The sequence below is a fragment of the Butyricimonas sp. Marseille-P2440 genome, assembly GCF_900091675.1.
Taxonomy (GTDB): Bacteria; Bacteroidota; Bacteroidia; order Bacteroidales; family Marinifilaceae; genus Butyricimonas; species Butyricimonas synergistica.
Map to the genome: position 1 here is coordinate 390,637 of NZ_LT594607.1, position 24,743 is coordinate 415,379.

13 protein-coding genes are annotated in these 24,743 nt (G+C 46.7%); 7 read left to right on the forward strand and 6 right to left on the reverse strand.

Going from position 1 to position 24,743, the window contains the following annotated elements:
- Positions 1-19: 19 nt before the first annotated feature.
- The 3 genes from cls (at position 20) to BN8899_RS03095 (ending at position 5,579) form a co-directional block, all read left to right on the forward strand.
- Entirely contained in the window at positions 20-1,489 is a 1,470-nt protein-coding gene (gene cls / locus BN8899_RS03080) for a cardiolipin synthase (RefSeq protein WP_018338343.1), read from the forward strand.
- A 328-nt stretch (positions 1,490-1,817) separates the two neighbouring features.
- Positions 1,818-4,250 (forward strand): bifunctional UDP-N-acetylmuramoyl-tripeptide:D-alanyl-D-alanine ligase/alanine racemase, encoded by a 2,433-nt coding sequence (locus BN8899_RS03090; protein WP_018338341.1) that lies wholly within the window; start codon positions 1,818-1,820, stop codon positions 4,248-4,250.
- Positions 4,251-4,298: 48 nt separating this feature from the next.
- Complete coding sequence (locus BN8899_RS03095; RefSeq protein WP_026207632.1) at positions 4,299-5,579, forward strand: M64 family metallopeptidase; 1,281 nt, start codon at positions 4,299-4,301, stop codon at positions 5,577-5,579.
- 223 nt (positions 5,580-5,802) lie between these two features.
- Here the strand turns inward: BN8899_RS03095 and BN8899_RS03100 are convergent, their stop codons facing one another.
- Positions 5,803-8,106, reverse strand: coding sequence for a sensor histidine kinase (locus BN8899_RS03100; protein ID WP_065218246.1), 2,304 nt, complete (start codon positions 8,104-8,106; stop codon positions 5,803-5,805).
- A gap of 111 nt (positions 8,107-8,217) precedes the next feature.
- Between BN8899_RS03100 and BN8899_RS03105 the strand changes: the two genes are divergently transcribed.
- From BN8899_RS03105 to BN8899_RS03120, 4 genes are all read left to right on the forward strand, one after another.
- The gene (locus BN8899_RS03105) at positions 8,218-9,651 is read left to right on the forward strand and encodes a glycosyltransferase family 2 protein (RefSeq protein ID WP_065218247.1); all 1,434 of its coding nucleotides are present in this window, start codon (positions 8,218-8,220) and stop codon (positions 9,649-9,651) included.
- Positions 9,652-9,737: 86 nt separating this feature from the next.
- Positions 9,738-10,697: a DUF4922 domain-containing protein gene (locus tag BN8899_RS03110; protein WP_065218248.1), complete on the forward strand. Its 960-nt coding sequence runs from the start codon at positions 9,738-9,740 to the stop codon at positions 10,695-10,697.
- Positions 10,698-10,700: 3 nt separating this feature from the next.
- Positions 10,701-12,029 (forward strand): SpoIID/LytB domain-containing protein, encoded by a 1,329-nt coding sequence (locus tag BN8899_RS03115; protein WP_065218249.1) that lies wholly within the window; start codon positions 10,701-10,703, stop codon positions 12,027-12,029.
- Between the two features lie 2 nt (positions 12,030-12,031).
- Positions 12,032-13,336 carry an MFS transporter gene (locus BN8899_RS03120; RefSeq protein ID WP_065218250.1) on the forward strand — a complete coding sequence of 435 codons (1,305 nt, stop codon included), beginning with the start codon at positions 12,032-12,034 and terminating at the stop codon, positions 13,334-13,336.
- 223 nt (positions 13,337-13,559) lie between these two features.
- Here the strand turns inward: BN8899_RS03120 and BN8899_RS03125 are convergent, their stop codons facing one another.
- The 5 genes from BN8899_RS03125 to BN8899_RS03145 form a co-directional block, all read right to left on the reverse strand.
- On the reverse strand, positions 13,560-14,915 hold the full coding sequence (locus BN8899_RS03125) for a TIGR00341 family protein (protein WP_065218251.1): 1,356 nt from the start codon (positions 14,913-14,915) through the stop codon (positions 13,560-13,562).
- Positions 14,916-15,030: 115 nt separating this feature from the next.
- Positions 15,031-17,712 (reverse strand): TonB-dependent receptor, encoded by a 2,682-nt coding sequence (locus BN8899_RS03130; RefSeq protein WP_065218252.1) that lies wholly within the window; start codon positions 17,710-17,712, stop codon positions 15,031-15,033.
- Between the two features lie 199 nt (positions 17,713-17,911).
- A complete protein-coding gene (locus tag BN8899_RS21310) occupies positions 17,912-19,789 on the reverse strand; it encodes a peroxiredoxin family protein (protein WP_065218253.1) in 1,878 nt (625 codons plus the stop codon).
- Between the two features lie 63 nt (positions 19,790-19,852).
- On the reverse strand, positions 19,853-21,223 hold the full coding sequence (locus tag BN8899_RS03140) for a RagB/SusD family nutrient uptake outer membrane protein (protein WP_065218254.1): 1,371 nt from the start codon (positions 21,221-21,223) through the stop codon (positions 19,853-19,855).
- A gap of 19 nt (positions 21,224-21,242) precedes the next feature.
- Positions 21,243-24,734, reverse strand: coding sequence for a SusC/RagA family TonB-linked outer membrane protein (locus BN8899_RS03145; protein WP_065218255.1), 3,492 nt, complete (start codon positions 24,732-24,734; stop codon positions 21,243-21,245).
- Between the last annotated feature and the right edge of the window lie 9 nt (positions 24,735-24,743).

The window sequence follows — 24,743 nt, forward strand, 5'->3', positions numbered from 1 at the left end:
GAAAATTGAAAATTGAAAATTGAAAATTAATTTCGTGAACTGGACGAATATTACGATAGATGTTGTAACCGTTTTGTATGTAATCACCATTTTGGTAATTATCTACACGATCATACTGGAAAACAGGAATCCGGTACGTACTCTCGCGTGGATACTTGTTCTCGTTCTCTTGCCGGGTATCGGGTTACTGTTCTATATTTATTTCGGCATGAACTACCGTAAAGTCAAGATGTTCTCCATGAAAGGATTGGGCGACTTCAAATGGCTTCAGTACATGAGTGAAGACCAAAAACAGCGTATCCAAAAAGCCGAATTATTGAAAAAAAGCGACATGGAAGCGGTGAAACCTTTAATGACGCTCCTTCTCAACAATAGCAAAGCCCTTCTTTCCCGCAACAACACGGCAGAAGTACTGAACAACGGGGAAGAAACTTTCGGTTCTATTTTCAAGGCAATCGCCAAGGCAAAAAAATACATTCACCTCGAATACTATATCATAGACAAAGGAGAACTAGGAGAGAAACTGAAAAGCCTGTTAATTACCAAAGCGAAAGAAGGCGTGGAAGTCCGGGTAATCTTTGATGACGTGGGATCATGGAAACTACCCAAAAGCTATATTCGTGAAATGCGGGAAGCAGGAATCCAAGTCTACCCGTTTCTACCTGTTCGTTTTCCCGTGTTCACGAACAAGGCAAACTATCGCAACCACCGCAAAATCATCGTTATCGACGGGGACACCGGATTCATCGGCGGTCTGAACTTCGCCGACCGGTATTTATACGGGCTACCCGGCATCGGCATCTGGCGCGACACCCATCTAAAGGTAAGAGGAGAAGCAGTTACCTCACTGCAAGTTGTGTTCCTGATCGACTGGTACTTTGTCCGCCAGGAACTATTACTGGACAAAACCGAATACCTCCCGAACAAGAAAGCCGACGGCAACGTAGTTATCCAGACCGTGGCATCCGGTCCTGACAGCGATTGGACATCCATACAACAAGCTTATTTCACGCTTATCAACATGGCAAAGAAATACGTTTTTATCTCTACGCCTTATTTCATGCCGGGAGAAACCACCATCAACTCGCTGAAAACCGCCGCCATGAGTGGCGTGGACGTCCGCATCATGATCCCCTACAAATCGGACTCCCTGCTAACGTACTGGTGCACCCGTTCCTATATTGAAGAACTGCTAGAAGCAGGTGTTCGGGTATTCCAATATCGCAAAGGATTCAACCACAGCAAAGTGATCGTCATGGATGGTCTGGTATCCACCGTGGGAACCGCCAACATGGACATCCGCAGCTTCGAGCAGAATTTCGAAGTTAACCTCATCCTTTATGATCGCAACGTCAGCCGCAAACTGGGAGAAGACTTCCTGAACGACCTCAAAGAAAGCTCCGAAGTCACCCTCCACCGGTGGAAATTCCGCCCAAAGAGAGACAAAATCCGGGAATCCCTCGCCCGCCTCTTCGCCCCACTGCTCTAGGTTTTCAAGAGAAATTCCCTGGATATTACTCTGAGAAACTCCCATAATAATCAATAACTCCCCGTGCACCGATCTGAAAAAAGAGAAACAAAGCCGACTCCACCCAACAATAACCCCTTAATACTCGAAGATTACTCAAGTATTTCCACGGGAACACACGAAGATACATATCCGATTCACCTGTATGCAAATCACAATCCCTCGAAATTTTCCATTCTAAAATAGATAATCTAACTTCTAAAATCCGTAGCTTTGTTTCACGATAAACAAAACCATTGGAAATTGCAAAACCCTCATTTTCAATTTCCAATTCTCAATTTTCTAAATTATGAAAGAGATTGCCAACATCATACAGGGGAAGTTACGACAAGGCATTCCGGTCGAAATCACGGAATACAGCCTTGACAGCCGTTCTGTTGTCGCCCCGGAACACACGTTATTTTTCGCCTTGACAGGAAGTAACCACAACGCCCACGATTATATACAAACGCTTTACTCCGAAGGGGTGAGAGCATTCGTTATCAGTGAAAATAGAAAAGAATTTGAGCATCTCCCTGAGGCAAACCTGATTATCGTGGAGAATGTCCTGGCAGCCTTACAACAACTGGCAGCCTACCACCGCCAGCAGTCGAAGGTGGAAGTCATCGGTATCACGGGAAGCAACGGTAAAACTGTCGTGAAAGAATGGCTCTATCAATTATTGGCAAACGACCATGCCGTGTACCGCAGTCCCCGGAGTTACAACTCGCAAGTCGGGGTTCCATTATCATTGTTGGGTATCGATACCAAAGCCGAAATCGCTATCATCGAGGCGGGTATATCCAAAAAAGGAGAAATGCAACGCCTGGAACAAATGATCCGTCCGGACATCGGCATCTTCACGCATCTAGGCGATGCGCATGACGAGAACTTCACCTCTCGGGAAGAAAAACTGGCAGAAAAAGCCCTTTTGTTCACCCGTTGCCAATGGGTCATCGGACAAGCGGGAAAAGCCCTGCAATTCATCCGCTCGCGAGTGCCCGCCAAAACCACCTTCTTCACCTGGGGAGAAGAAACAGAGGCAGATGTACAGGTGCGAACGGTAAATATAGCCCATGACCACCGGGAAATAAAAATCTCCCACAAAGGAACAACTTTTATTCTCGACATTCCCTTCCCGGACATCGCATCTTTCGAGAATTGCATGAACGCCGTATGCGTCTTATTACTAAAAAAGTATTCCCCGGAAGTCATCACCTCCCGAGTGGAGCAACTCTCCGCTATTGCCATGCGACTGGAAATCAAGGAGGGAATCAACAATTGCACCCTCGTGAACGACTATTACAATTCAGACCCTTCCTCGTTCCAACTGGCATTGAATATGCTGGCGACACAAGATGCCTCAAAAGAACGGGTAGTCATCCTTTCCGATTTTATGGACTCCGGCAAAGGCAGTGAAGACCTGTATCCCGCCATTGCCGAGATGCTCCGGCAAACGAATGTTATGCTGTTTATCGGGATTGGGAAGCACTTGAGTGACCATCGTTATGACTTTGCCCCTAATTCCCGTTTCTACGAGGACACGGAACATTTTCTAAGGCAGGAAGAACGGGAGAATTTCCGGGATCAAGTGATATTAATCAAGGGAGCTCGGGTATTTCAATTTGAATTTATCGCCGGATTCCTGCAAAAACAATCACACGGTACGATACTGGAAGTCGACCTAGACGCCATGGTACACAACCTGAATCATTTCCGATCCTTAACCGATGCCCACATTGCCGTGATGGTAAAAGCCTTTTCCTACGGAAGTGGTTCCCGGGAAATCGCCTCTCTGCTGCAATACCACCGGGTGGATTACCTTATGGTGGCATTTGCCGACGAGGGAATAGAACTGCGTGCCGCGGGAATCACCATCCCCATTGCCGTGATGAACCCGGAACGGGAAGCATTTGACAACATGATCATGTTCAATCTCGAACCAGAGATTTACGCCCTCGATATCCTGGAGGATTTTAATCAAGCGTTGCAAAAACACGGTATCAAGCGTTTTCCGGTACATATAAAACTGAATACCGGGATGAACCGTTCCGGTTTTGACGAACAAGACATCTCTCGATTGCTCGAATTCTTCGATTCGGAACGTTCCGTTTTCATCCGTTCCATGTTCTCACACTTAGCTGGAAGTGACGAAGCCGTGCATGACGAATTTACCCTGGGACAAATCCACCTGTTCGAGCGCATGACCGAACGCATTCAAGCCCGATTCGATTATAAAATCTGGCGCCATATACTGAACTCAGCCGGGATTGAACGTTTCCCCCAGTATCACTTCGACATGGTACGCCTGGGAATCGGGCTACACGGCATCAGTGCCACCCATGCAGACTTGCAGCCTGTAAGTAGTTTCAAAACTTACATTTCGTCCATACGCGATGTTCCAGAAGGACAATCCATTGGATACGGGCGCAAAAGCTATACTACCCGTCCCTCCCGTATCGCCGTGATCCCGGTAGGGTACGCCGACGGGTTAAACCGCCACCTGAGCAATCGAACCGGGGAAGTACACGTGAAAGGCAAGCGGGTCCCGATTATCGGTAACATCTGCATGGATACCTGCATGATTGACGTCACGGACACGGATGCCTCCATCGGGGATGAAGTCGAGATCTTCGGGAAGCATATTCCCGTGACGGAAGTCGCAGAGAAATTAGGCACAATCCCTTACGAGGTACTCACGGGCATATCGTTTCGCGTAAAACGGGTGTATTACAAGGAATAAATAAAAACTATCTTTGCACAAAATCTATATTAATAATATAACAAATCTATGAAACAAGGAATAACTCTTATCGCCGGCATAATGCTGCTTTTACAAGCCAACATCTCGTGGGCACAGTTCGACAAGTATTTCCACAACAAGACCTTACGTATGGATTACGCCCATTGCGGGGACAATCAAAGCGAAGAAATTTATTTTGAAGAACTTATTGAAGAACCCTACTGGGGAGGCTCTAAAACAAATCTGATAGACACCATGTTCTACGGGAATTACTACCTGAACGTGTACGATGCAGCAAGTAATCAACTTATTTACTCCCGTGGTTATTGTACTTTGTTCGGCGAATGGCAGACCACGGATGAGGCAAAAACCACCCGTCGCTACTGTTCCGAAACGGTCGTGATGCCCTTCCCCAAGAATGATGTCCGTATTGAAATTTGCAGCCGCAATAAAAAAGGAAAATTCGTGAAGAAATTCGAGTACAACGTGGATATTGACAGTTACTTTATCAAAAAAGACCGCCGTTTACAATATCCCTCGTTCGAGGTTCTCTATACCGGCAATTCCGCCCATAAAGTAGACATTGTTCTTCTTCCGGAAGGATATACCGCCGATGAAATGGAAAAGTTCAAAGCTGATTGTCAACTTTTCGCAGAAGGCTTATTCAGTCTTTCCCCTTACAAGGAAAATCGTAATCGCTTTAACATCCGTGCCGTACTCGCCCCTTCTCGTGAATCCGGCGTGGATATTCCCGGTGAATACATCTGGAAGAACACCATCTTAAATTCATCATTCTACACGTTTGATTCCGAACGTTACATCATGACCTATGATCACAAAAGCCTTCGTGACCTTGCCGGCAACGTTCCTTACGACTTCATTTACATCATCGCCAACACCCAAAAATACGGCGGAGGCGCTATCTACAACCACTACGGGATCAGCATCAACGGCAACCTGCACGCCGCAAAAGTTTACGTTCACGAGTTCGGACATCTTTTTGCCGGTTTGGGCGACGAATACGTGGAAATCGGTAGTTCTTACAACGATATGTATCCCAAAGGAGTTGAACCCTGGGAACCCAACCTGACAACCCTTGTCAATTTCAACAAGAAATGGAAAAATATGCTGGACAAAGACACCCCAATCCCCACACCCATCGACCGCAGCAACATCAAAAAACTTGGAGTTTACGAGGGTGGCGGCTACATGGAAAAAGGAATATATCGTCCCCGCCCCGATTGCTTGATGAACACCCTCTCCGGCAACGAATTTTGCCCGGTCTGTACCCGAGCCATCAAGAAACAGATTGATTTCTATACCCGATAGCATTCGCCATCGTATCAAAATCGTACCTTCAAAAGAACGTTTTTGGGTGTAAATTGTTCTTTTGAAGGTATAATTTTATGTATTCGCAAAACAGTAGGCGATAAATGGGCGAACCCGCCCAATAGTCGCCTATTAGTCAGCCAATAGTCAGCCAATAGTCACCCCATAGGGTAAAATAACCCATAATCAAGTATAGATTTCGCAACACACACACGTATTGATTTTATTCTTCCGAAACAAGCGTCACGTGCAAAGGATGCCGCACGACAAAACGGGCACCTCCCTTATAGTCTTTATCCACCCAAATATCACCACCCATCATGGTAATGGTCAGCTTGCAGATTGCCAATCCCAATCCCGTACCCTGCACGTATTCGTCCAATTTCTCGAAACGCTCGAACACTTTCTTCTGCTTGCTCTCGGGAATACCCGTTCCCGTGTCCGTTACCCGGAAATAAACACAGTTCTCTTCTTCGTTCACGTTAAAACTCAACGTGATAGTTCCTTCTGAAGTAAATTTATTGGCATTCGACAACAAGTTAATCAAAATCTGTTGCAACCGTTGGACATCCGTCCTCAACATATATTGCTCGCATGGAGATTCAAACACGTATTCCACTCCCCCTTGTTTCCCGTAACTCGTGGTCGCCAACACGCTTTGACAAAGCGAAACTATCTCCGTTTCCTCCAGGGAGAATTTCAAACGTCCCGTTTCCAAGCGGGATATATCCAGAATATCATTAATCAATCGAAGCAACAAATCCGAATTCTTCTGAATGATCTCCACGAATTCCTTACGGGTATCGGCATCATAATCATCCGCAACCAACACACTGGAGAAACCGACAATCGCGTTCAACGGCGTACGGATCTCATGGCTCATGTTAGCCAGGAAAGCGGATTTCAACCGTTCCGATTCTTCCGCCCTTTCCTTCGCCTGACGCAATTCGATCTCGATCTTTTTCTGCTTGGTCATATCCTCCAAACGCATCACCACTCCCAACAGGTTCTTCTCGTCATCAAAAACCGGATTTGCCAATATATACACGTAATAATTCCCTTGCTTCACGATCGTTTCCGCCACTTCTCCCGTCTTCATGGCTTGTACCGCCGGACAATACGAACAAGGCTTATCCAGATTCCTTAGAGCCTTGTAGCAAACTTTTCCTTTCGATGCCAATACCTCTTCACTCGAGGCGACAAAATCCACTCCATTATGCCACTTGACCGTGAAATCGGGATTAATAAATTTAATCCCCGTGTTCACATTATTCAGAATAAGGGTATTATCCTTCTGGGCTTCCACCAAAGCATCCTTAAATCGCTTCGTGCGAAGATAAAAATACATCGCTATCACGAATCCCAACAATAGCACGATAAAGGCGAAAGCGACTCCCATGATCTCGTACCTGTATTCCTCGAAATAAGACGGCTTCTTGTTATACAAGACAGCCCCCTTCGTTACCTCTTTATCCAAGAAGCCCCCTTTTCTCAACTTCGCGTAATCAAAACAATACTCGTTAGGGATCATTTGTAACCCTTCTTTCAACAACAGAGAATCCGTTTGTTTCTCCAATCCCACGACCAGGCGGGCTATATCTTTCCCGACAGTTCGGTATTCCGGTACATATCCCCCGGTTGCCCAATATCCCATACCGATAGAAGTAATCGTAAAAGCAGGCAGGCTGGGGTTCGTCATCATCATCGAGTACGTGGCATTGCGCATAAAATAGCCGTCATTCTTATCCACGCGCCAAGTTCCCAACAAGATAGCAGTTTCTTTCGGTAATTTAGCAATTTCATCCGTCATCGAATAAACCGTATGCTTCCGACCGTCCAACAAGATCAAATCCAAATCCGGAAATTCTTCTTTCATCTCTTTTTTCACGAGAGCCTGCAAGGAAACACCGCCATAACTATTATCGGAAATAAAAGCAATATGCTTCGTTTCGGGGTAAAACTCCAAAACCAACTTGACATTCTTCACTACATCGTACTCGTACGCAAAGCCCAAAATATGGAATTTCTTCACGCTATCGTCAACGACATCCACGCTCTCGGATTCCCAATTTTCCAAATCTGTCCCCGCTTCCGGCAAGAGAACCGCGTTACGGCTCACCATTCCCCCGACAATTGGAATATCGTGGGACACGAGTGAATCTTGTGACAGATAAGACGTCCAAGCCTCCTGCCCCAGCAGGACAATTGTCTTCGGTAAACTTTTGCCCGTGTATTTCGCTAAAATATCCTTCATCCGGGACTTCCACAAGGTGGCTTCGGAGAAACTTTTGCAGTTCATGTTCTCGATCGCGACAGCCGATTTGCCGCTCAAAGAATTATACTCGTCCAAAAATTCGGATATATTACGGGAAGTTTGTGAGGTCTCAGGATTATATGAACTGATAATCAGGATGAGGGAATCAGGCTTAAGAATTACTCCCGCCGCCGTCCAGTAAACGCACAACAAGAGGAACAATAAGCACATACGCTTCAAATATCCATATATATATTTGAAAAAGTCCAACATCTTCTTTTTAGTAACCTCACAAAGATATTAATTTTCACACAAAATCGAATAAAAAATTTCATTTCCTACAAAAAGAATATATCTTTGAGTTCAACCTAAATAGTTTCGTTTATGTCAAACATCGCTTGTATTGTCAATCGACTTGGAAAAGATGATATATTAAAAGATTATTTATTTTTTGAAAATACAACTATTTTACGCCAGCTGGCTGATTCCGTGCATACACCTTATTTCTTTTTATACACGAAGCATCCGGCGGCACGGCTGGGAGAATACGCCGAAGAACGTTTCATACAGATAGCCCGGGCAACCGGAGCGGTTATGCTGTATTCCGATTATTACACGGAACGGGATGAAACGATTTGCCCGCACCCGACAATAGAATACCAAGCGGGAAGCCTCCGGGATGATTTCGATTTCGGTTCGGTACTCCTTTTAAAAACAGAAACGTTCAGAAAGGTCGTTACCGAGATGGACACGGATTACCGGTTCGCAGCACTTTACGACCTGCGCCTGCGCCTTTCCCGGGAAGGGATGATTTTCCGAATTCCCGAATACCTGTACACGGAAGTGGAACAAGATACCCGCCGATCCGGGGAGAAGCAATTCGACTACGTGAATCCTCGTAACCGAGAGGTACAAATCGAGATGGAACAAGCCTGCACGGCACACTTGAAAGCCATCGGGGCATACCTCCCCCCGCGTTTCAAAACCATCGATTTATCAAGCGTGCCATTCGAGGCAGAAGCTTCCGTTATCATTCCCGTGCGCAACCGGGAGAAGACGATTGCCGATGCCATTCACTCGGTACTCGCGCAACAAACGAATTTCAAATACAATATTATTGTCATAGATAACCATTCCACGGACGGCACTACCAACGTGATCGCCGGCATCGCCGGAAAAGAGGAACGGGTGATTCACCTGATTCCCAGCCGTACCGACCTCGGCATCGGGGGATGCTGGACGCATGCGATCATGCACCCCGCTTGCGGGCGGTTCGCCGTACAACTGGATAGTGATGATCTTTATATCGACGGGCACGTGCTGCAAACTATTGTCGATACTTTCCGCGAACAACAATGCGCCATGGTGATCGGAAGTTATCGCATGGTCGACTTCAACCTTGAAGAAATCCCCCCGGGCATCATCGACCACCAAGAGTGGACTCCCGAGAACGGACGCAACAATGCCCTGCGCGTAAACGGCTTAGGCGCACCCCGAGCCTTCTATACCCCCCTGCTTCGGGAAATAAGAATCCCGAATGTCAGTTACGGGGAAGACTACGCTACCGCCCTGGCAATTTCACGGGAATACCAAATCGGGCGTATTTACGAGCCGTTGTACTTGTGCCGACGCTGGGAAGGCAACTCCGACGCCGACCTTGACATCCAACGCGTAAACCGGAATAATTTCTACAAAGACAAGATCAGAACAATTGAATTATTCGCAAGGATGCAACTGGAAACAAACTTCTCCGTCGGCTTTACCGATACCTCCTCTATAAACAGAGGAAGAGCTAGTGACTCTTCCCGAAAGCGGTGAGTATTTCAGCTCTCCCTCTGTTTATAGAGGGAGTACCCCGAAGGGGGGAGGGAGTTTTAATCTAAAATTTAAAATCTAAAATCAGCATGTTCTTCGACCATTTCTTAGAAAACCAATTAGCCACGTGGCAAACAGCGAAAAACAATTACGACCGTTTAAAATACGTTCTTTATCGTACCATTAACTTTGACGGTTTTCAAATACGGATACAACACAACCCGGACAGAATACTATCAGCTGTGGCAAAAATAGACGAAGCCTCCTTGAAAGCGAGAGCTTGTTTCTTGTGTAAAAAAAATATGCCATCGGAACAACAGAGTTTCGATTACAACCCGACACTCGATATACGGGTGAACCCTTATCCAATATTCTCCCGTCATTACACGGTTCCGGCAAAACAACATATCCCCCAACTCATATCCGGACACTTGGGTGATATGCTGGATATTGCCCGCACCTACCCGGAATATACCATTTTCTACAATGGTCCCCGGAGTGGAGCCTCAGCCCCTGACCATTTCCATTTCCAATTGGCACCCCGTCACGAGATGCCGCTGGAAACAGACGTGATTCATTGTCATAAAGAAACGTTACTCTCGGCGCCAGACAAGACTCTTGTCGTGGAATGTATCGAAAACTATATCCGCAAAAATATCCTCATCCGTTCCGGTAACAAGGAATTACTTGAACAGACTTTTGCCAGCATATTAGACATAATCGGCAAAGTCACCCCGAATGACCCGGAACCCATGATGAACCTTTTCGCCTGGTATGAAGGCGAAGAATGGCAAATTGTCCTGTTTCCCCGTCGCCAGCACCGCCCGTGGCAATTCTTTGCCGAAGGCGATGACAACATCCTGTTCAGTCCGGGTTGCGTGGATTTCGCCGGGTTGATTATATCGCCCCGCAAAGCAGACTTCAATCGCCTCGACGCCCCGCTTCTCCAAGACCTGTTCGGGCAACTGACTCTCACGAATGAAGAATTCAATCATTTACGATCCATGATTTCCAACTCAGAGATCAATCACTTAATCGCTAAATCGTAAATCATGAAATCATTAAGTCTTTCTATCGGCATTCTCTTCGCCCCCGGCATCAAATTCCGTTTAAACGGTATCTACCGCAACGGGACACGAACTTACACGGGGGAATGTTTTGTTACCAAAAAAACGGGAGAATTACACTTGTATACTCCGACGGGAGAAGAAACCGTATCCTCCGGTTTCACGCTCACGCCCGATGATTACGAGCACGCTGATTTCGACCTATTGGATGTCGTTATCGGAATCCATTTTCATTGGGAACGCACGGAAAACCAAAAATTCAAAGGAGCATTACAGATATTAGACGAACAGCAGTATTTGACCGCGGTCAACATCCTCCCGCTAGAGGATTATTTACTAAGCGTTATCTCTTCCGAGATGAGTGCCACCTCTTCGCTGGAATTACTAAAAGCACATGCGGTCATTTCCCGTAGCTGGCTGATTGCGCAAAAGACTAAAAAAGAGCGGATGACCACGGGATACGAGTCCTGCATTCAAGACGAAGACCAATATATCCGTTGGTTCGACCGGGAAGACCACGACCATTTCGACGTATGTGCCGATGACCATTGCCAACGCTATCAAGGTATCAGCAAAGCGTATACCCCCGTCGTCCGGCAAGCCATAGAAACCACCCGGGGGGAAGTCCTCGCCTACAACGGGGACGTCTGTGATGCCCGCTTCTCCAAATGCTGCGGTGGGGTATCCGAACGCTTCGACAACACTTGGGAACCCGTAAATCATCCCTATCTCACGAAAGTCATCGACAGCGCATCCCTTGCCTCTGTTCCCGACCTCTCGGAAGAGGCGCAAGCCCGGGCATGGATATTGTCTTCCCCGGATGTTTTCTGTAATACCCGGGACAAACAAGTACTTTCCAACGTGCTGAACGACTACGACCAGGAAACACAAGACTTCTTCCGTTGGGAAACATCCTACACGACCGAAGAATTGTCCACCCTCGTGAAAACGAAGCTAGGCATTGATTTCGGCACGATCACCTCGATCGAACCCCTGCAAAGAGGCGTATCGGGACGCATTATCCGGCTTCGGCTTACCGGCACGAAGAAAAGCATGACGATCGGCAAAGAGTTGATTATCCGCAAAGCCTTTTCCCCGTCACACTTGTATAGTTCTGCCTTTATCGTCGAAACCGAGAAGAACTCTTCCGGCACTCCCGCCCGTTTCACTTTCAAAGGTGCCGGCTGGGGACATGGTGTCGGTCTTTGCCAAATCGGAGCCGCCGTCATGAGTGCCCGGGGATATAGCTACAAAGAAATACTGATGCACTATTTCCCCGGCAGTGAAATAATACAATTGAAAATGGAGAATTGAAAATGACAACCAAATCACATAATCGGCAATCGCCCAATCGTTCGATCTCTTCCTCCGGTTGGTCGTGGATCCCCACGTTATACTTCGCCCAGGGACTTCCCTACGTTGTCGTCATGACTCTCGCGGTCATCATGTTCAAACGCCTGGGGATAAACAATACCGATATTGCTCTCTACACCAGTTGGCTCTATCTCCCGTGGGTCATCAAACCCTTGTGGAGCCCCTTGGTCGACATCGTAAAGACTAAACGCTGGTGGGTAATTTCCATGCAACTTCTCATCGGGGGCGGACTTGCCGGGGTAGCTCTCACCTTACCGGGACCTCATGCCTTCCGTTATGCTTTAGCCTTCATGTGGCTTCTCGCTTTCAGTTCCGCCACGCATGACATCGCCGCCGACGGCTTTTATATGCTCGGGCTGGACACGAAGAAACAAGCCTTTTTCGTGGGCATCCGCAACACGGCATACCGTATTGCCATGCTCACCGGGCAAGGACTTATCGTCATGTTCGCCGGGTGGCTCGAGAAGACCTACTCCACCAGACTTCCCGAGGAAATTGCAGTTTCCCGGGCATGGTCGCTCACCTTCTACCTGTTGACGGCACTCTTTGTCTTGCTCTTTCTGTATCATCAGTTCATGCTTCCCAAACCCGCAAACGACGTGCCCGTGAAAAACGGCAACCCGCTGAAAGCCTTCTTTGAAACCTTCATCACCTTTTTCCAAAAGGAAGGTATCATCGCCGCCCTGGCATTCATCTTGCTATTTCGCTTTGCAGAATCGCAACTCGTGAAAATAGCCTCCCCCTTCCTGTTAGACCACCCGGAAGTAGGCGGACTGGGCTTAGACACCATGCAAGTCGGCACCATATACGGCGTGGTCGGGTTGATCGCCCTCACCGTGGGAGGCATCCTCGGTGGCATTGTCATGGCAAAAAACGGATTGAAACATTGGATATGGGGCATGACAATCGCCATGAACCTCCCCAATCTCGTGTACGTGTACCTGGCATTCGCCCGTCCCTCCGCCATGTGGCTCATATCCTCCTGTGTCGCCGTTGAGCAGTTCGGTTATGGATTCGGGTTTACCGCCCTCACCTACTTCATGATGCTTTTCAGCAAGGGACAACAACAGACCGCCCACTACGCCATTTGCACCGGCTTTATGGCTTTGGGCATGATGCTTCCGGGGATGATTTCCGGCTACATACAAGAACAGATCGGCTACCAGCATTTCTTCCTCTGGATTATGCTTTGCACGATTCCCAGTTTCATTGCCGTGAAATACATCAAGATTCCCGCTTTAAAATAAAGTCCTGTCAACATCGGGAACAATACCCGGGGTATACAGGTACAAACAAGCGAGAAATAAGGTGTTTTTATCGTTTCACTCGCGAATTATCCTTGGAACAACTACGCTCCCGAAGGACTTTGCACCGAAGTTGTTCCGAAGATGTACCAAAATTGTTCCCCGTTCTGAGCCTTATTTCTCCCTATCCTCACCGGGAATAACCCGAATAACGATCCTCAACATATTACTCCTTGATTAGTTTCAAGGATTTAACGCCAACCCGTGCGGTCAACCATGACGTCAATTGCTCTTCTTCCCTGATCGCCAAAGGCTTCTCTAAAGACACGATGGCTATGGTCAGCGTATCGACACGGGCTGAATCCACCGCACTACGGATCACTTTCGAGATAGCGATATTCTTCACCGAGGGATAAAGTATCTTTATTTCCGGGCTTATCTGCCGCCCGATCGTGTCATACAACAGGTAAGACTCCAAACGGGAACGCAATTGCACAATTTCCTTCTCCTGTGAAGCTATCCGCTGCTTGTTTTGCATATAATAATCCTGCAACAGCATATTGCTCACGTCATTTTGCAGACCGACATCCTCTTTTCCGAATCCTTGATGAACCAGCAAAGGAATATCGCCCAAACCGTATTGCAACATCTTTTCCTTCAAGGAAACGATCACGTCTTCCGAAATCTCTTTACCGATCAAAGACACTTCGATACAACGATCCGGTTGTTCCGTCTTGACGATCTTATCGACAACCAAGGTACTCGGAAAATTGAATTCATTCTTTATAAACCGGCTGGCATTCGTCTCGAAGATATTTGTTTTCACCATGTTGTAAGTGATATACACGCTGGGAACCATCGTAAGGAAGATGATCGAGTACACGATACGATGCACTTTCTTTTCCCGTTCCTTATCCATGAATTTCTTTTTCGAGAAGTGCATCAGACGAACGCCTAAAGTGGTGGCTACCGCGATAAACACCGAATTGATCGTGAACAAGTAGAAAGCCCCGAAGAAATAAGTCAAGTTACCACTTGCCAACCCGAAACCCGCCGTACACAAGGGAGGCATCAATGCCGTGGCAATAGCCACTCCCGGGATCACGTTGCCCTTCAACTTCGTGGCAGAAGCCACAATTCCCGCCATCCCGCCAAAAAAAGCGATCAACACGTCATATATCGTGGGAGTCGTACGTGCCAGCAATTCCGAACGAGCCTCGTTCAATGGAGATAACAGAAAATACAGGGTAGAGGTCAACACGCTGAATATCGTGGCAATCATCAGATTGCGGAACGCCTTCTTGATCAACTCGAAGTCATTGATCCCAACGCCTAACCCGATTCCCATGATCGGACCCATCAAGGGTGAAATCAACATGGCTCCGATAATCACCGCCGTGGAGTTCGTGTTCAACCCCAGGGAAGCAATAAACGTGGCAAATATCAACACCCACAAATTCGTCCCCCGGAACTCTATTCCCTTCCGTATCGATTCTACGGTATCTTCCTCCCGTTCCTGTTCATCCGACGGATCAAGTATTTGACGCAAATACACCCGAAAACGCTGCAACAAACTCATCATAATTGTCTATATTAAATAAAGTCTATAAGATCATTAAAGCCCGCAAAATTATAAAATTATTTTACATCACGCTTCATGACCTTATAGACTTTATGGGTCTTACGACTTTATTGTCTTAAAATGTAATTTTCAATCTCAGCGAAAAAGTACGCCCGAAACCGTAGAAAACTTTCGCGGATGCTTCATCATGTCCTTTACCATCCTCGGCGTCGGCAATATACTCCTTATCCAAAACATTATTCAGGTTACCGGAAATCATCACCCCGAAAAGTTTTCCCACCGGGAAACGGTAGCTGACGTTCGCATCGAGCACGCCGTAAGCGGGCATCCTCCAAGGGGACTCGTAAGTATTCTCGGCACCCAGATTATATCCCAAGGAGGGAGTAAACTTAGCGTAGTTTCTAGCGAAATGGGAATAGTCCACGCCCACGTGAAATCCTTTCAGGAATTGGTATTGTCCCCCTAGGGCAAAAGTCGTCTGCGCGGAATTACCCACCCGCACATCCTTCAAATTTATGATATTCAAGGCATGATCCTTTCCCCCGATCTCGCTCACCTCATTGCCCTCCTTATCCACCGGTCTGCCGGACGAATTATAAGCATAGCCTTTACCATTGCCGTTCCAATGCCAATCACCGATAGAGAACATTCCGGTAATCTTCAAGTCTTTTACTGGACGTAACACGAAATCCAACTCGATCCCCTGATGCAATGCATCCAATCCAGTCAGGTTCACTCGCATACGATCCCCGTTCATTTCAAAGAAATTCGCCATAGTTTTATCCGTCCATGCCGTGCGGTACAAATTCACGTTAGCATCCAACCAAACGGAACGATACCCGTATCCCAACTCAAAAGTAAACACTTTCTCGTTCACGGCATCCGGATTCGTTTCATTACTTACATCTTGTTGCAAGAACACCCCGCCCTGCATATAAGGGGCACGGGAAAAATACCCGATATTCGCGAATACATTATGATTCTCCGTCAAATTATAATTAGCTCCTCCTTTAACAGTGTAACCCAAGAAATTTTCTTTATCCGATTTTGCCTCATCTTTAGGATAATAGAAATGGTCTTCTCGCCAATAAGTTATATTTGAAAGCGATCCGGCAACAAACACGCTCAATGCATCCCGATTGTACTCTCCTTGCGCGAAGAATCCCTCTTGAAGCATATACCCGTCATAGTTCCGGTAAACGATATCTCCTTTTTTCAATTCCTCGTTCTGCCAAAGGTAATCATCAGCTTTGTATTTCACCTTCATCCGACTATCGTCAATGAAATACCTTCCTCCATACAAATCCACGATTTCATTATAATGCTTTCCCTTGTAATAACGCAAATCAACACCTCCATACACGTCAAAATACTGTCCCAATTTCGTCGTGTAAGTAGAAATAAGCCCGTACCAATTATGCTCATTCTTACTCATTGCCATAATCATCTCCGAACCGGTAACACTCGCGCTATTCACGTTATAAACAGCATCATAATTAAAAGTGCCATCCGATCTTCTGAACTCCGTTTTCGTGGGAGCTCCGTTAGAAGTACCGAACCAGTCGTATTTATGCTTTGCATTGTTCGTCCGTCCGCCATAACCGCCGCCTCTACCAAAAGACATATAAATCACGTTCGACAGGCTTGATTTCTCGTTAATCTGCCAAAGGTGATTCAAAGAAACTTGCGGTTTATGGTATTTATTATAGGCTGACACTTTCCGAACTTCCTTTCCGTCACGGGTAGCAAAACCATAAGAGGGATTGAATTGGGTATCATCCAATTCCTTCCAAGCCTTAATCGTCATCTTATCATTTCTATTCCGCTGGTTGTGCCATTGAGGTGCGCCGAGTGCTGTCAAAGACAACTCGTGATTCTCGCCCAGCTTCTTGGAAATATTAATAAAATAAGAGTAAGCCACGAAGTCGGTTCCTTGTATGTAGCCATCACCCCAAGTTCTTGCCCCGAGGATTGACATCGCCCAACCATTCTCGCTCAACCCGGTGGAAGCACTGAACGCTACTTTGTTGTACCCGTCATTTCCCATACTATAAGCAACAGAAGCTCCGCTCTTCGCGTTGGTCGAGTTCGTCACGATATTGATAGAACCGCCGACAGACGGCACGGATACTTTGGAAGCACCCAATCCCCGTTGCACTTGTATCATGCAGGTCACGTCGGACAATCCCGACCAATTAGACCAGTAAATGCCCCCCCACTCCATCTCGTTCACGGGAACACCATTCACCATCACGGCAATATTTTCCGTTTCAAATCCCCGAAGATTAATACGCCCGTCGCCAAAAGCGCCACCCTCTTTCGTGACATACACGCTCGGTGTGCCTTTCAATATCTCGGGAAACTCCTGCATGGATAATTTATTCTCGATATCCGAAGCCGTGATCACGGACAACGCTACCGGGGTCTTCCGGTCTACTGCCAAAGATCCTCTTACGACCACGTCCGATAACCCGATCACCTCCGGCTTCATCTCGATCACTCCTAAATGAAGCTCTTTACTGTCAACCATGACCTCCTTGTTTACCTCGGCATAACCGACACAGCGGAATCGTAACATGACTTTTCCCGCTTTTTTCAATTTAAGTTCAAAATATCCGGTCGTATCTGCTGCTGTACCGCCGGAAACACCTTCCGCATAAACAGTAGCACCCACGAGCGCCTGACGAGTTTCCGCATCCAAGATTCTACCCTTGATTACCCCATCAGCCATAACTTCCCATGATGTACAAAATAGACAAACAAGCCCACCTACCACCTTCAATAATACGTTACGCATAAATTTTTCTTTTATGAATTACTAATTTGTATCATAACACTTTTAATACCTCACTACATAGCATCAATTAGGAAAGCGAAGGTAATGATAAAAATAGTATTTCATATCATTTATTGATTTTATTTACAGTCTTGTTCTACAAACAAAAATGACCGGGAGAACAGAATATTTCTCCCGGTCATTTTTTACACACCCGATTCTACCTCAATAAATCCTCCAGTTTCGGGTTCTTCGCCTTGACCATCCCGTCCGCACCAATCCAGTAAACAGTAGGAACAAATTTCACTTTGTAAGCCTTCTTCACCTCACTTTTTTCAAAGCCGTTCAAATCCGCCAATTGTATCCACGAAATCTTATCCTGCTTCACGGCTTCCAACCATTTTTTCTTATCATTATCCAATGAAACAGAAATAACTTCGATCCCTTTTTCCTTCAACTCCTTGTAATGCCTATTCAACTCTTTATTTTTGCTACGGCAGGGAGCGCACCACGATGCCCAGAAATCCAACAACACTTCCTTGCCCCGGAACGAGGACAAACGGACCTTTTTCCCGCAAGCATCGACCAATTCGAAATCCGGAGCCTCGCCGGTCAGTTGTTCTGCTTTCAACACCTCGAACTTATTCTGTATCTTAGTTCTCAACTCGGATTCGGGCAACCTATCTCCCAACGCTTGAAGCGCCAGGGCAAAAGTATCATAATCGTGTTCCAAACGGAACAAGTTCTCGCCCAACAGTTCCACCCCCAATTGACTGCCTTCCAATTGCTTCAAACCATTCAAAAAGAAATCCGTTCTCTTTTGGTATTCTCGCCCCATCTTCTCCGAAAGCTCTGCCTTTTTCAACACATCCTCTATCTCGCAATACCCTGCGGCAACCTTATTATACCGTTCATCCATCTCGTCTAATTCCCTTTTAATCGAGGCATACCGCTCTCCCAGCAAATACTTCTCCACATTTTTCCGAACATCCGCTCCCCTTAATTCCCTCTCCAGGATAACCCCCTCCGGGGATATTAGAATCATAAAAGGAATCCCGTTAAAATCGTACAACTTCCACATAATACCTTTTGCATCGTGTAATTGCAAATACTTCACTTGCTCCTCTTCCACCGCTTTGCGCCATGCTTTTTCCGAATTATCCACGGACAAGCCGACCACCGTCAATCCTTTATCGCCGAAAGAATCGTGTATATTCTTCACGTTCGGTATTTCTTTACGACAAGGTCCGCACCACGATGCCCAAAAATCAATCAAAACGTATTTGCCCCGCAAAGAAGATAACTTCACCAAATTACCGTTCAAATCCTGCAACTCGAATTCCGGAGCCACACTTCCCACGGCTGCCGCTTTCACCCGGGCAATTCTATCCGCCATCATCCGAAGCGGATAACAATCCCGGATACCGGTGTCAAATTGGTTTACGATCTGTTCCAACCGCTCCACGGGAGCCTCCCGGTAATTCTCGTGCACGATAACCGCCAGCATCTTGCTATTCCGGTTCTCGGGTATCATCGCCAAAAAAGCCTCGGCACAAGCACGGTACAAAGAATCAAGCCGATCACTCGCCCGTTTCAATACACGCAAATTCTCCTCCGTCTGGTTCACCATATTGTACTCGTTGAATGCCTCGTTATATGCCTTTATCGCAACTCCCAATTCTTTATCGTACGGATTTCTCGCCAACAATCCCTCGTACTCCGCCATCGCGAGTGAACCCTTTATCTTTTCTCTCTTCAAACTTCCTCGCTCGATTTTCGCCTCCACCCGGGTATGTTCCGTGTCTATATATAAATACATCGTCGGAATCACCATCGAGGGACCTAAATCCCCCAAATCCGGCACGTAAATATAATAAGGACGGGCATCCCCGACTTCCACGCTGACCCTTATGTCGAAACGATCTCCATTTCCCTTTACCCTTGCCAGTTCTGTTCGGTAATCCGAATCCAGCAACACCACTTCCCGTCCGGCAAGCCCCGTGATTTTTCCCGATACTCTCACTCGTTTTTCTGTGCCGAATAACAGAATCGGCAACAACACAAACGCACATACAAACAATACTATCCCTTTTCTCATATTTTTCTGGTTTTATTACATTCTTGCCCGAGAGTCGTTTACTCGGGCAAGAATAAAAAGTAATTATCTCGGATTTTGCTCGATACTGTTATTTAGTAATCGTATTTTGGCCGCTATCGGGAACATATACCGGTTGGAGTTGGGTTCCAACGTGTAAGTGGTTTCCTTGAACTGGCGGGTAAGCGTCCGGGTGTATATACCCTCTTTTGCCAACCGTTTCATGTCAAAGAACCGCAACCCGGCATACACTAGTTCCCTTTGCCGCTCCTCTAACACCACCTCCAACAGGCGATCCGCTGCAATATTTTTCAATTCATAATCGCTTCCCTCAACAAAACGTTTGGCTCGCAAGGTATTCAACACGGACAATGCCTCCGGGTTTTTCTTTCGGGCAAGACACTCTGCCTTGATCAACATCATCTCCGGCACACCGATATTAAAATCTAATTCTTGCAAAAACAGAGGATAAGGTTCATCTATCGGCTTCCCGAACCCGTCCAATGACGTGAAATTAAACTTGTAACGCAAATCCGCTTCCCGATCGAAAATAGCGAGCAACTCCGGTGACATACAGCAAGATGTAAGCATCGTCTGAAAACCGGAGGTACGATACATCAACATCTCGGGTGACTCCATCGCAACCGGACGATTATTTATCCCGCTAGAAGGTCTTGTCTCATTTTTAAAACTGAACGTATTATAATCCACCAACTTGCTATTCAATTTCAACGCCTCTTCTGCGTTCTCCAACGCCGCATCATAATTCCCGAAATACAAGTTCACGCGTGCCGCCAAAGCGTATGCCGCCACCCGGGGAAGATGGTAAACCGAAATGCCTTCCTCCGGCAAATCCAACGCCACGTCTTTCAAATCCTCCAATATCCGAGCCACCACCTTATCGGAAGTTGCCCGCTTCACTTTCACCTCCAAATCCGGTTCCAACACCAACGGCACGCTCAAATCCGTTCCCGCTGTTTCCGGGTCGTAGGCTGGCGCATAACACGAATGCAAATACCAGTAATAGTACGCCCGGTTTACCCGTGCTTCCGCCATCACCCGCGCCTTGTCAGCATCCGAACCGCCCGTGGCGCCCGGTGTTTCTTGCAACACCAAATTACAAGTATAAATAATCTCGTAAGCATTATTCCACGTCGCATCATCTTCCTCATCTCTATAAAATTCCTCTTGCCAGGTATAAGCCTTTCCCTGAGCTGACATTATATTTCCGGTCAGCCGTTCTTCCGTCATGAAAACCAAATCACCGCACATATCCGCTAATGGATAAACCCCACCAATATTACGCGAATCCCCTATCAACTCCTCGAAATCCTGCACCTTCTCCGGCAACAACTTTCCCTTGGGTGTCACATCCAAAAACGAATCACACCCGTACAACAAAATAACCGCTAAAACTATACTATATATCTTTTTCATAACATCCTAATTTAGCAAATTAAAATTCCACTCTCAAACCAAACGTAAACGATGGCGCCTCGCTCAATCCCAGCGTGCCGTGAATCGGATCCACCGCCTCCGGGTCAAACCCCTCCTTGTTCTTCGTCCACATCCACACCGTGTTTGCCTGAGCAGTCAGGCTAACCCGGGAAAACGGCGATTTTTTTACCAACTGTTGCGGTAATTCATAATTCAATGTAATCTCGCGCAACCGGATAAAATCTCCCTTTCGAACACTATTGGATGAATGAGTCGTTAATTTTTCTCGGTCTCCATCAAAATACTCCCAAGTCAGCGTTGCCGGAATATCCGTTTTCGCTTCATCGCCCGGGTTCATCCAACGTTTACCGACAAATGCACTCAAATCACTATTATCCAACGGATTCATTGTCGGGTAAGCGATACGGAACACATGACCGAAGTTGTAAATAAAAGAAAACATCAACGTTAAATTCTTGTACTTGAAATCCGTCGAAAGACTTCCGCTATATTTCGGACGATAAGTCCCGTTACACTCGATGGACTCGGCCACGGGCGTGCGGGTCTTATTCCCGTCCGCATCGTATGTTTGCGGATTACCGTTTTCATCCAACCCAGCCCAACGATAACTCCACAACGCTTCACGCGCATACCCTTCCGTGAATTTTATAACCCCGTGCGTACGATTATAATCCGGGTCACCGTCCGCAATATTATTCTTCGTGATCTTATTCTTGTTATAACCGAACACAAAATTCACGTGCCAACTGAAATCTTTCAACCTCAAGGCTTCTGCGTTCAACTGCATCTCGAAACCCGTGTTACGCATATCGGCGGCATTAATACTACCTTCTCTAAAACCGAGAGTCGGGTCAATCTGCACTTTTCCCAACAAATCGTAACTGCGCTTGCTGTAATATTCCAACGTCATGGCAAGACGATCGAATAACCCGATTTCCACTCCCACGTTCAACGTCTTCGTGCGTTCCCATCTCAACTTCGGGTTGGGTGCATTGGAAACACGCGACATATAGGCTCCTATCGCACTATTGAAACTCCGGCTCACACTCAACAACGGTGTGGAAGAACCACTACGGTCAAAATTACCGGTCAACCCGTAAGTAACGCGGGGCACTAACCGGTTGATCACCTTGGATTGAAAGAAATTCTCCTCCTGCACGTTCCAACTCAATCCGACCGACCACAGCGGATTGCGGCGGTATTTCTTCGCTGCCCCAAACAAATTGGATTCATCAATACGGAAAGTGGCACTTAACGAATAGCGCGAATCATACGTGTAAACGGCCGACCCGTAATACGACACCTCTCGGTTGTCCATGAACGAGAAATTATTATAATAACTGGCGTCATACCGATGTCGGTAGTACCCCCCTTGCCAACTCACGATCCCGTTTTTAGCAAGCTCTTGTTCATCATATAATTGGTAAGTCAATAAATCATCGTCATACCCCAATTTACGGTACTTGTTCGATTCATTCGTGTGCTTGCGCAATTCAAATCCCCCGACAACGTTCACGTAATGCTCGCCTTCTTTACCGAAACTACGGTTCAGCAAGCCCCCGATTTTCAACGCATGAGCGGTCAAATCCGTGTTCATCACGTCTAAAATATCACCCATCGGCAAATGATTCACGATCTTCCCGTCCTCCACGCTGGTCATGTAATTCAACTGATCCCGGACATAATACGACTCTACATCCCGCAAGTTTTTATTCTTGCTATGCGTACGCTCGTATTGATAATCCACGTTTACCTGCAAACCGTCGAGGATTGTAACGTCAAGTCCCAACTTAGTCCGCAAACTGAATTTACTTGTCTTGTTATTCGCCAAATCCACCTCATCCAATATATTAAAACCGTAATCTTTATAGCCTTGCTCCATCAAATCTTGATTCGTTTCTATATTAAATTTGGTATAATCCTTCACCCGGTTGCCCGACTCGTCCACCAGCAGTTGATAAGGCAGAATGGAACTCACCTCGCTTGCCACGTCATATCCTAAATTTTCCTTACCGTACACCGCGTTAATATCAGCGCGCACCTTCACCCTCGGCGCCACCGAGTAACTGTTCTTGGACAAAATATTGATCGTCTGTTTATCGCTTCCATCCTTGTACACGGAATTCTCTCCGGTATAACTTCCCGACAAGAAATACGAGAATATCTCACTTCCTCCGCTCAAGGCCAACGTGTGATTGTGTCTTACTGCCGTGCGCAACAACTTATCCTCAATCTGTTTCTTGTTGGAGATCTGTCCCAAAACCGCCAATTTCTCCTCCAGTTCATCCCGACCGATCTTACCGCTCTCGTAATCAAAAATCAAACCGTACGAAGGCGAATAGCCACTTGAACTACCTTGGTATATTGCCCCGAAAATCAACTGTTTGTCAAATACCTCCAGATCATAATCCACGACCGTCTTCGAGTCCGCCCGGTTCAGGTCGCCGTAATCCGGCTTCATCATCAAATTCACGTTCCCGGAATAAAACAACTTGCTCTGACCGACAGTCCCTTTTTTCATCTCGATCACGATCACACCGTTCGCCGCACGCGTACCCCATATCGCAGCAGCAGCGGCATCTTTCAACACAGTAATCCGCTCCACGAGATCCATATTCTCCGGCAACTCGTCCACCTCGAACCCGTCCACGATATACAACGGTTTGGTACCCACTTTTTCGGAAATCGTGCTACCGCCCCGGATACGCACGTCGTTATTGTAAATTGTCAAACCGGGAACCTGTCCTTCCAACAATCGATTCAGCCCGGCACTTCCCCGCAATTCGATCGCCTGCGGAGAAATCGTGGAAAACGACCCCGTCGTATTCACTTTCTTCAACGTCTGGTAACCCGTGCAAACCACTTCGCCCATTTCCTCCACGTCCGGCTCCATGAATACAATCAGTTCCGTCTGTTTACCCACTTTCACCTCCCGGGACTTCATCCCGATAAAAGAAAACGACAACACGACCGAGTCCCGCTTAGGCAACTCCAATCGGAATTTTCCCGAGGCATCCGTTGCCGTGCCGATAGTCGTTCCTTTCAACATAACGGTTACCCCCGGCAATATATCCCCGCCTTTCTCCTTCACGGTTCCCGTGATGACGATTTTCTTCGGTGCATCCTCTTTTACTTGAGGTGTAATCACGATCACGTTATCGACCACCCGATAAGATAACGGCGTGCCCTTCAAGATTTTTTCCAATATCTCCACCACGCTTGCCTCCTTCACGGAGAAACTCACGTTGTAACGATTCACCTCGTTATCATTGTAGAAAAACTCGTAATCACTCACCCGTCCCAATTCCTTCAGAACAGAAAGTAAATTTTCCGACTTCTTCTCCATCGTCAGTTTCGTGTTTTGAGAATAACTCATTGCCGAAACCGATAACATGGTACATAACAGCAAACAAGAACAAATCTTCATAACCAATAACATTTTTCGCAGGACATGGTTATCCCAGACCCACAAGTTTGATTTTTTTTTCATAACTTTGTT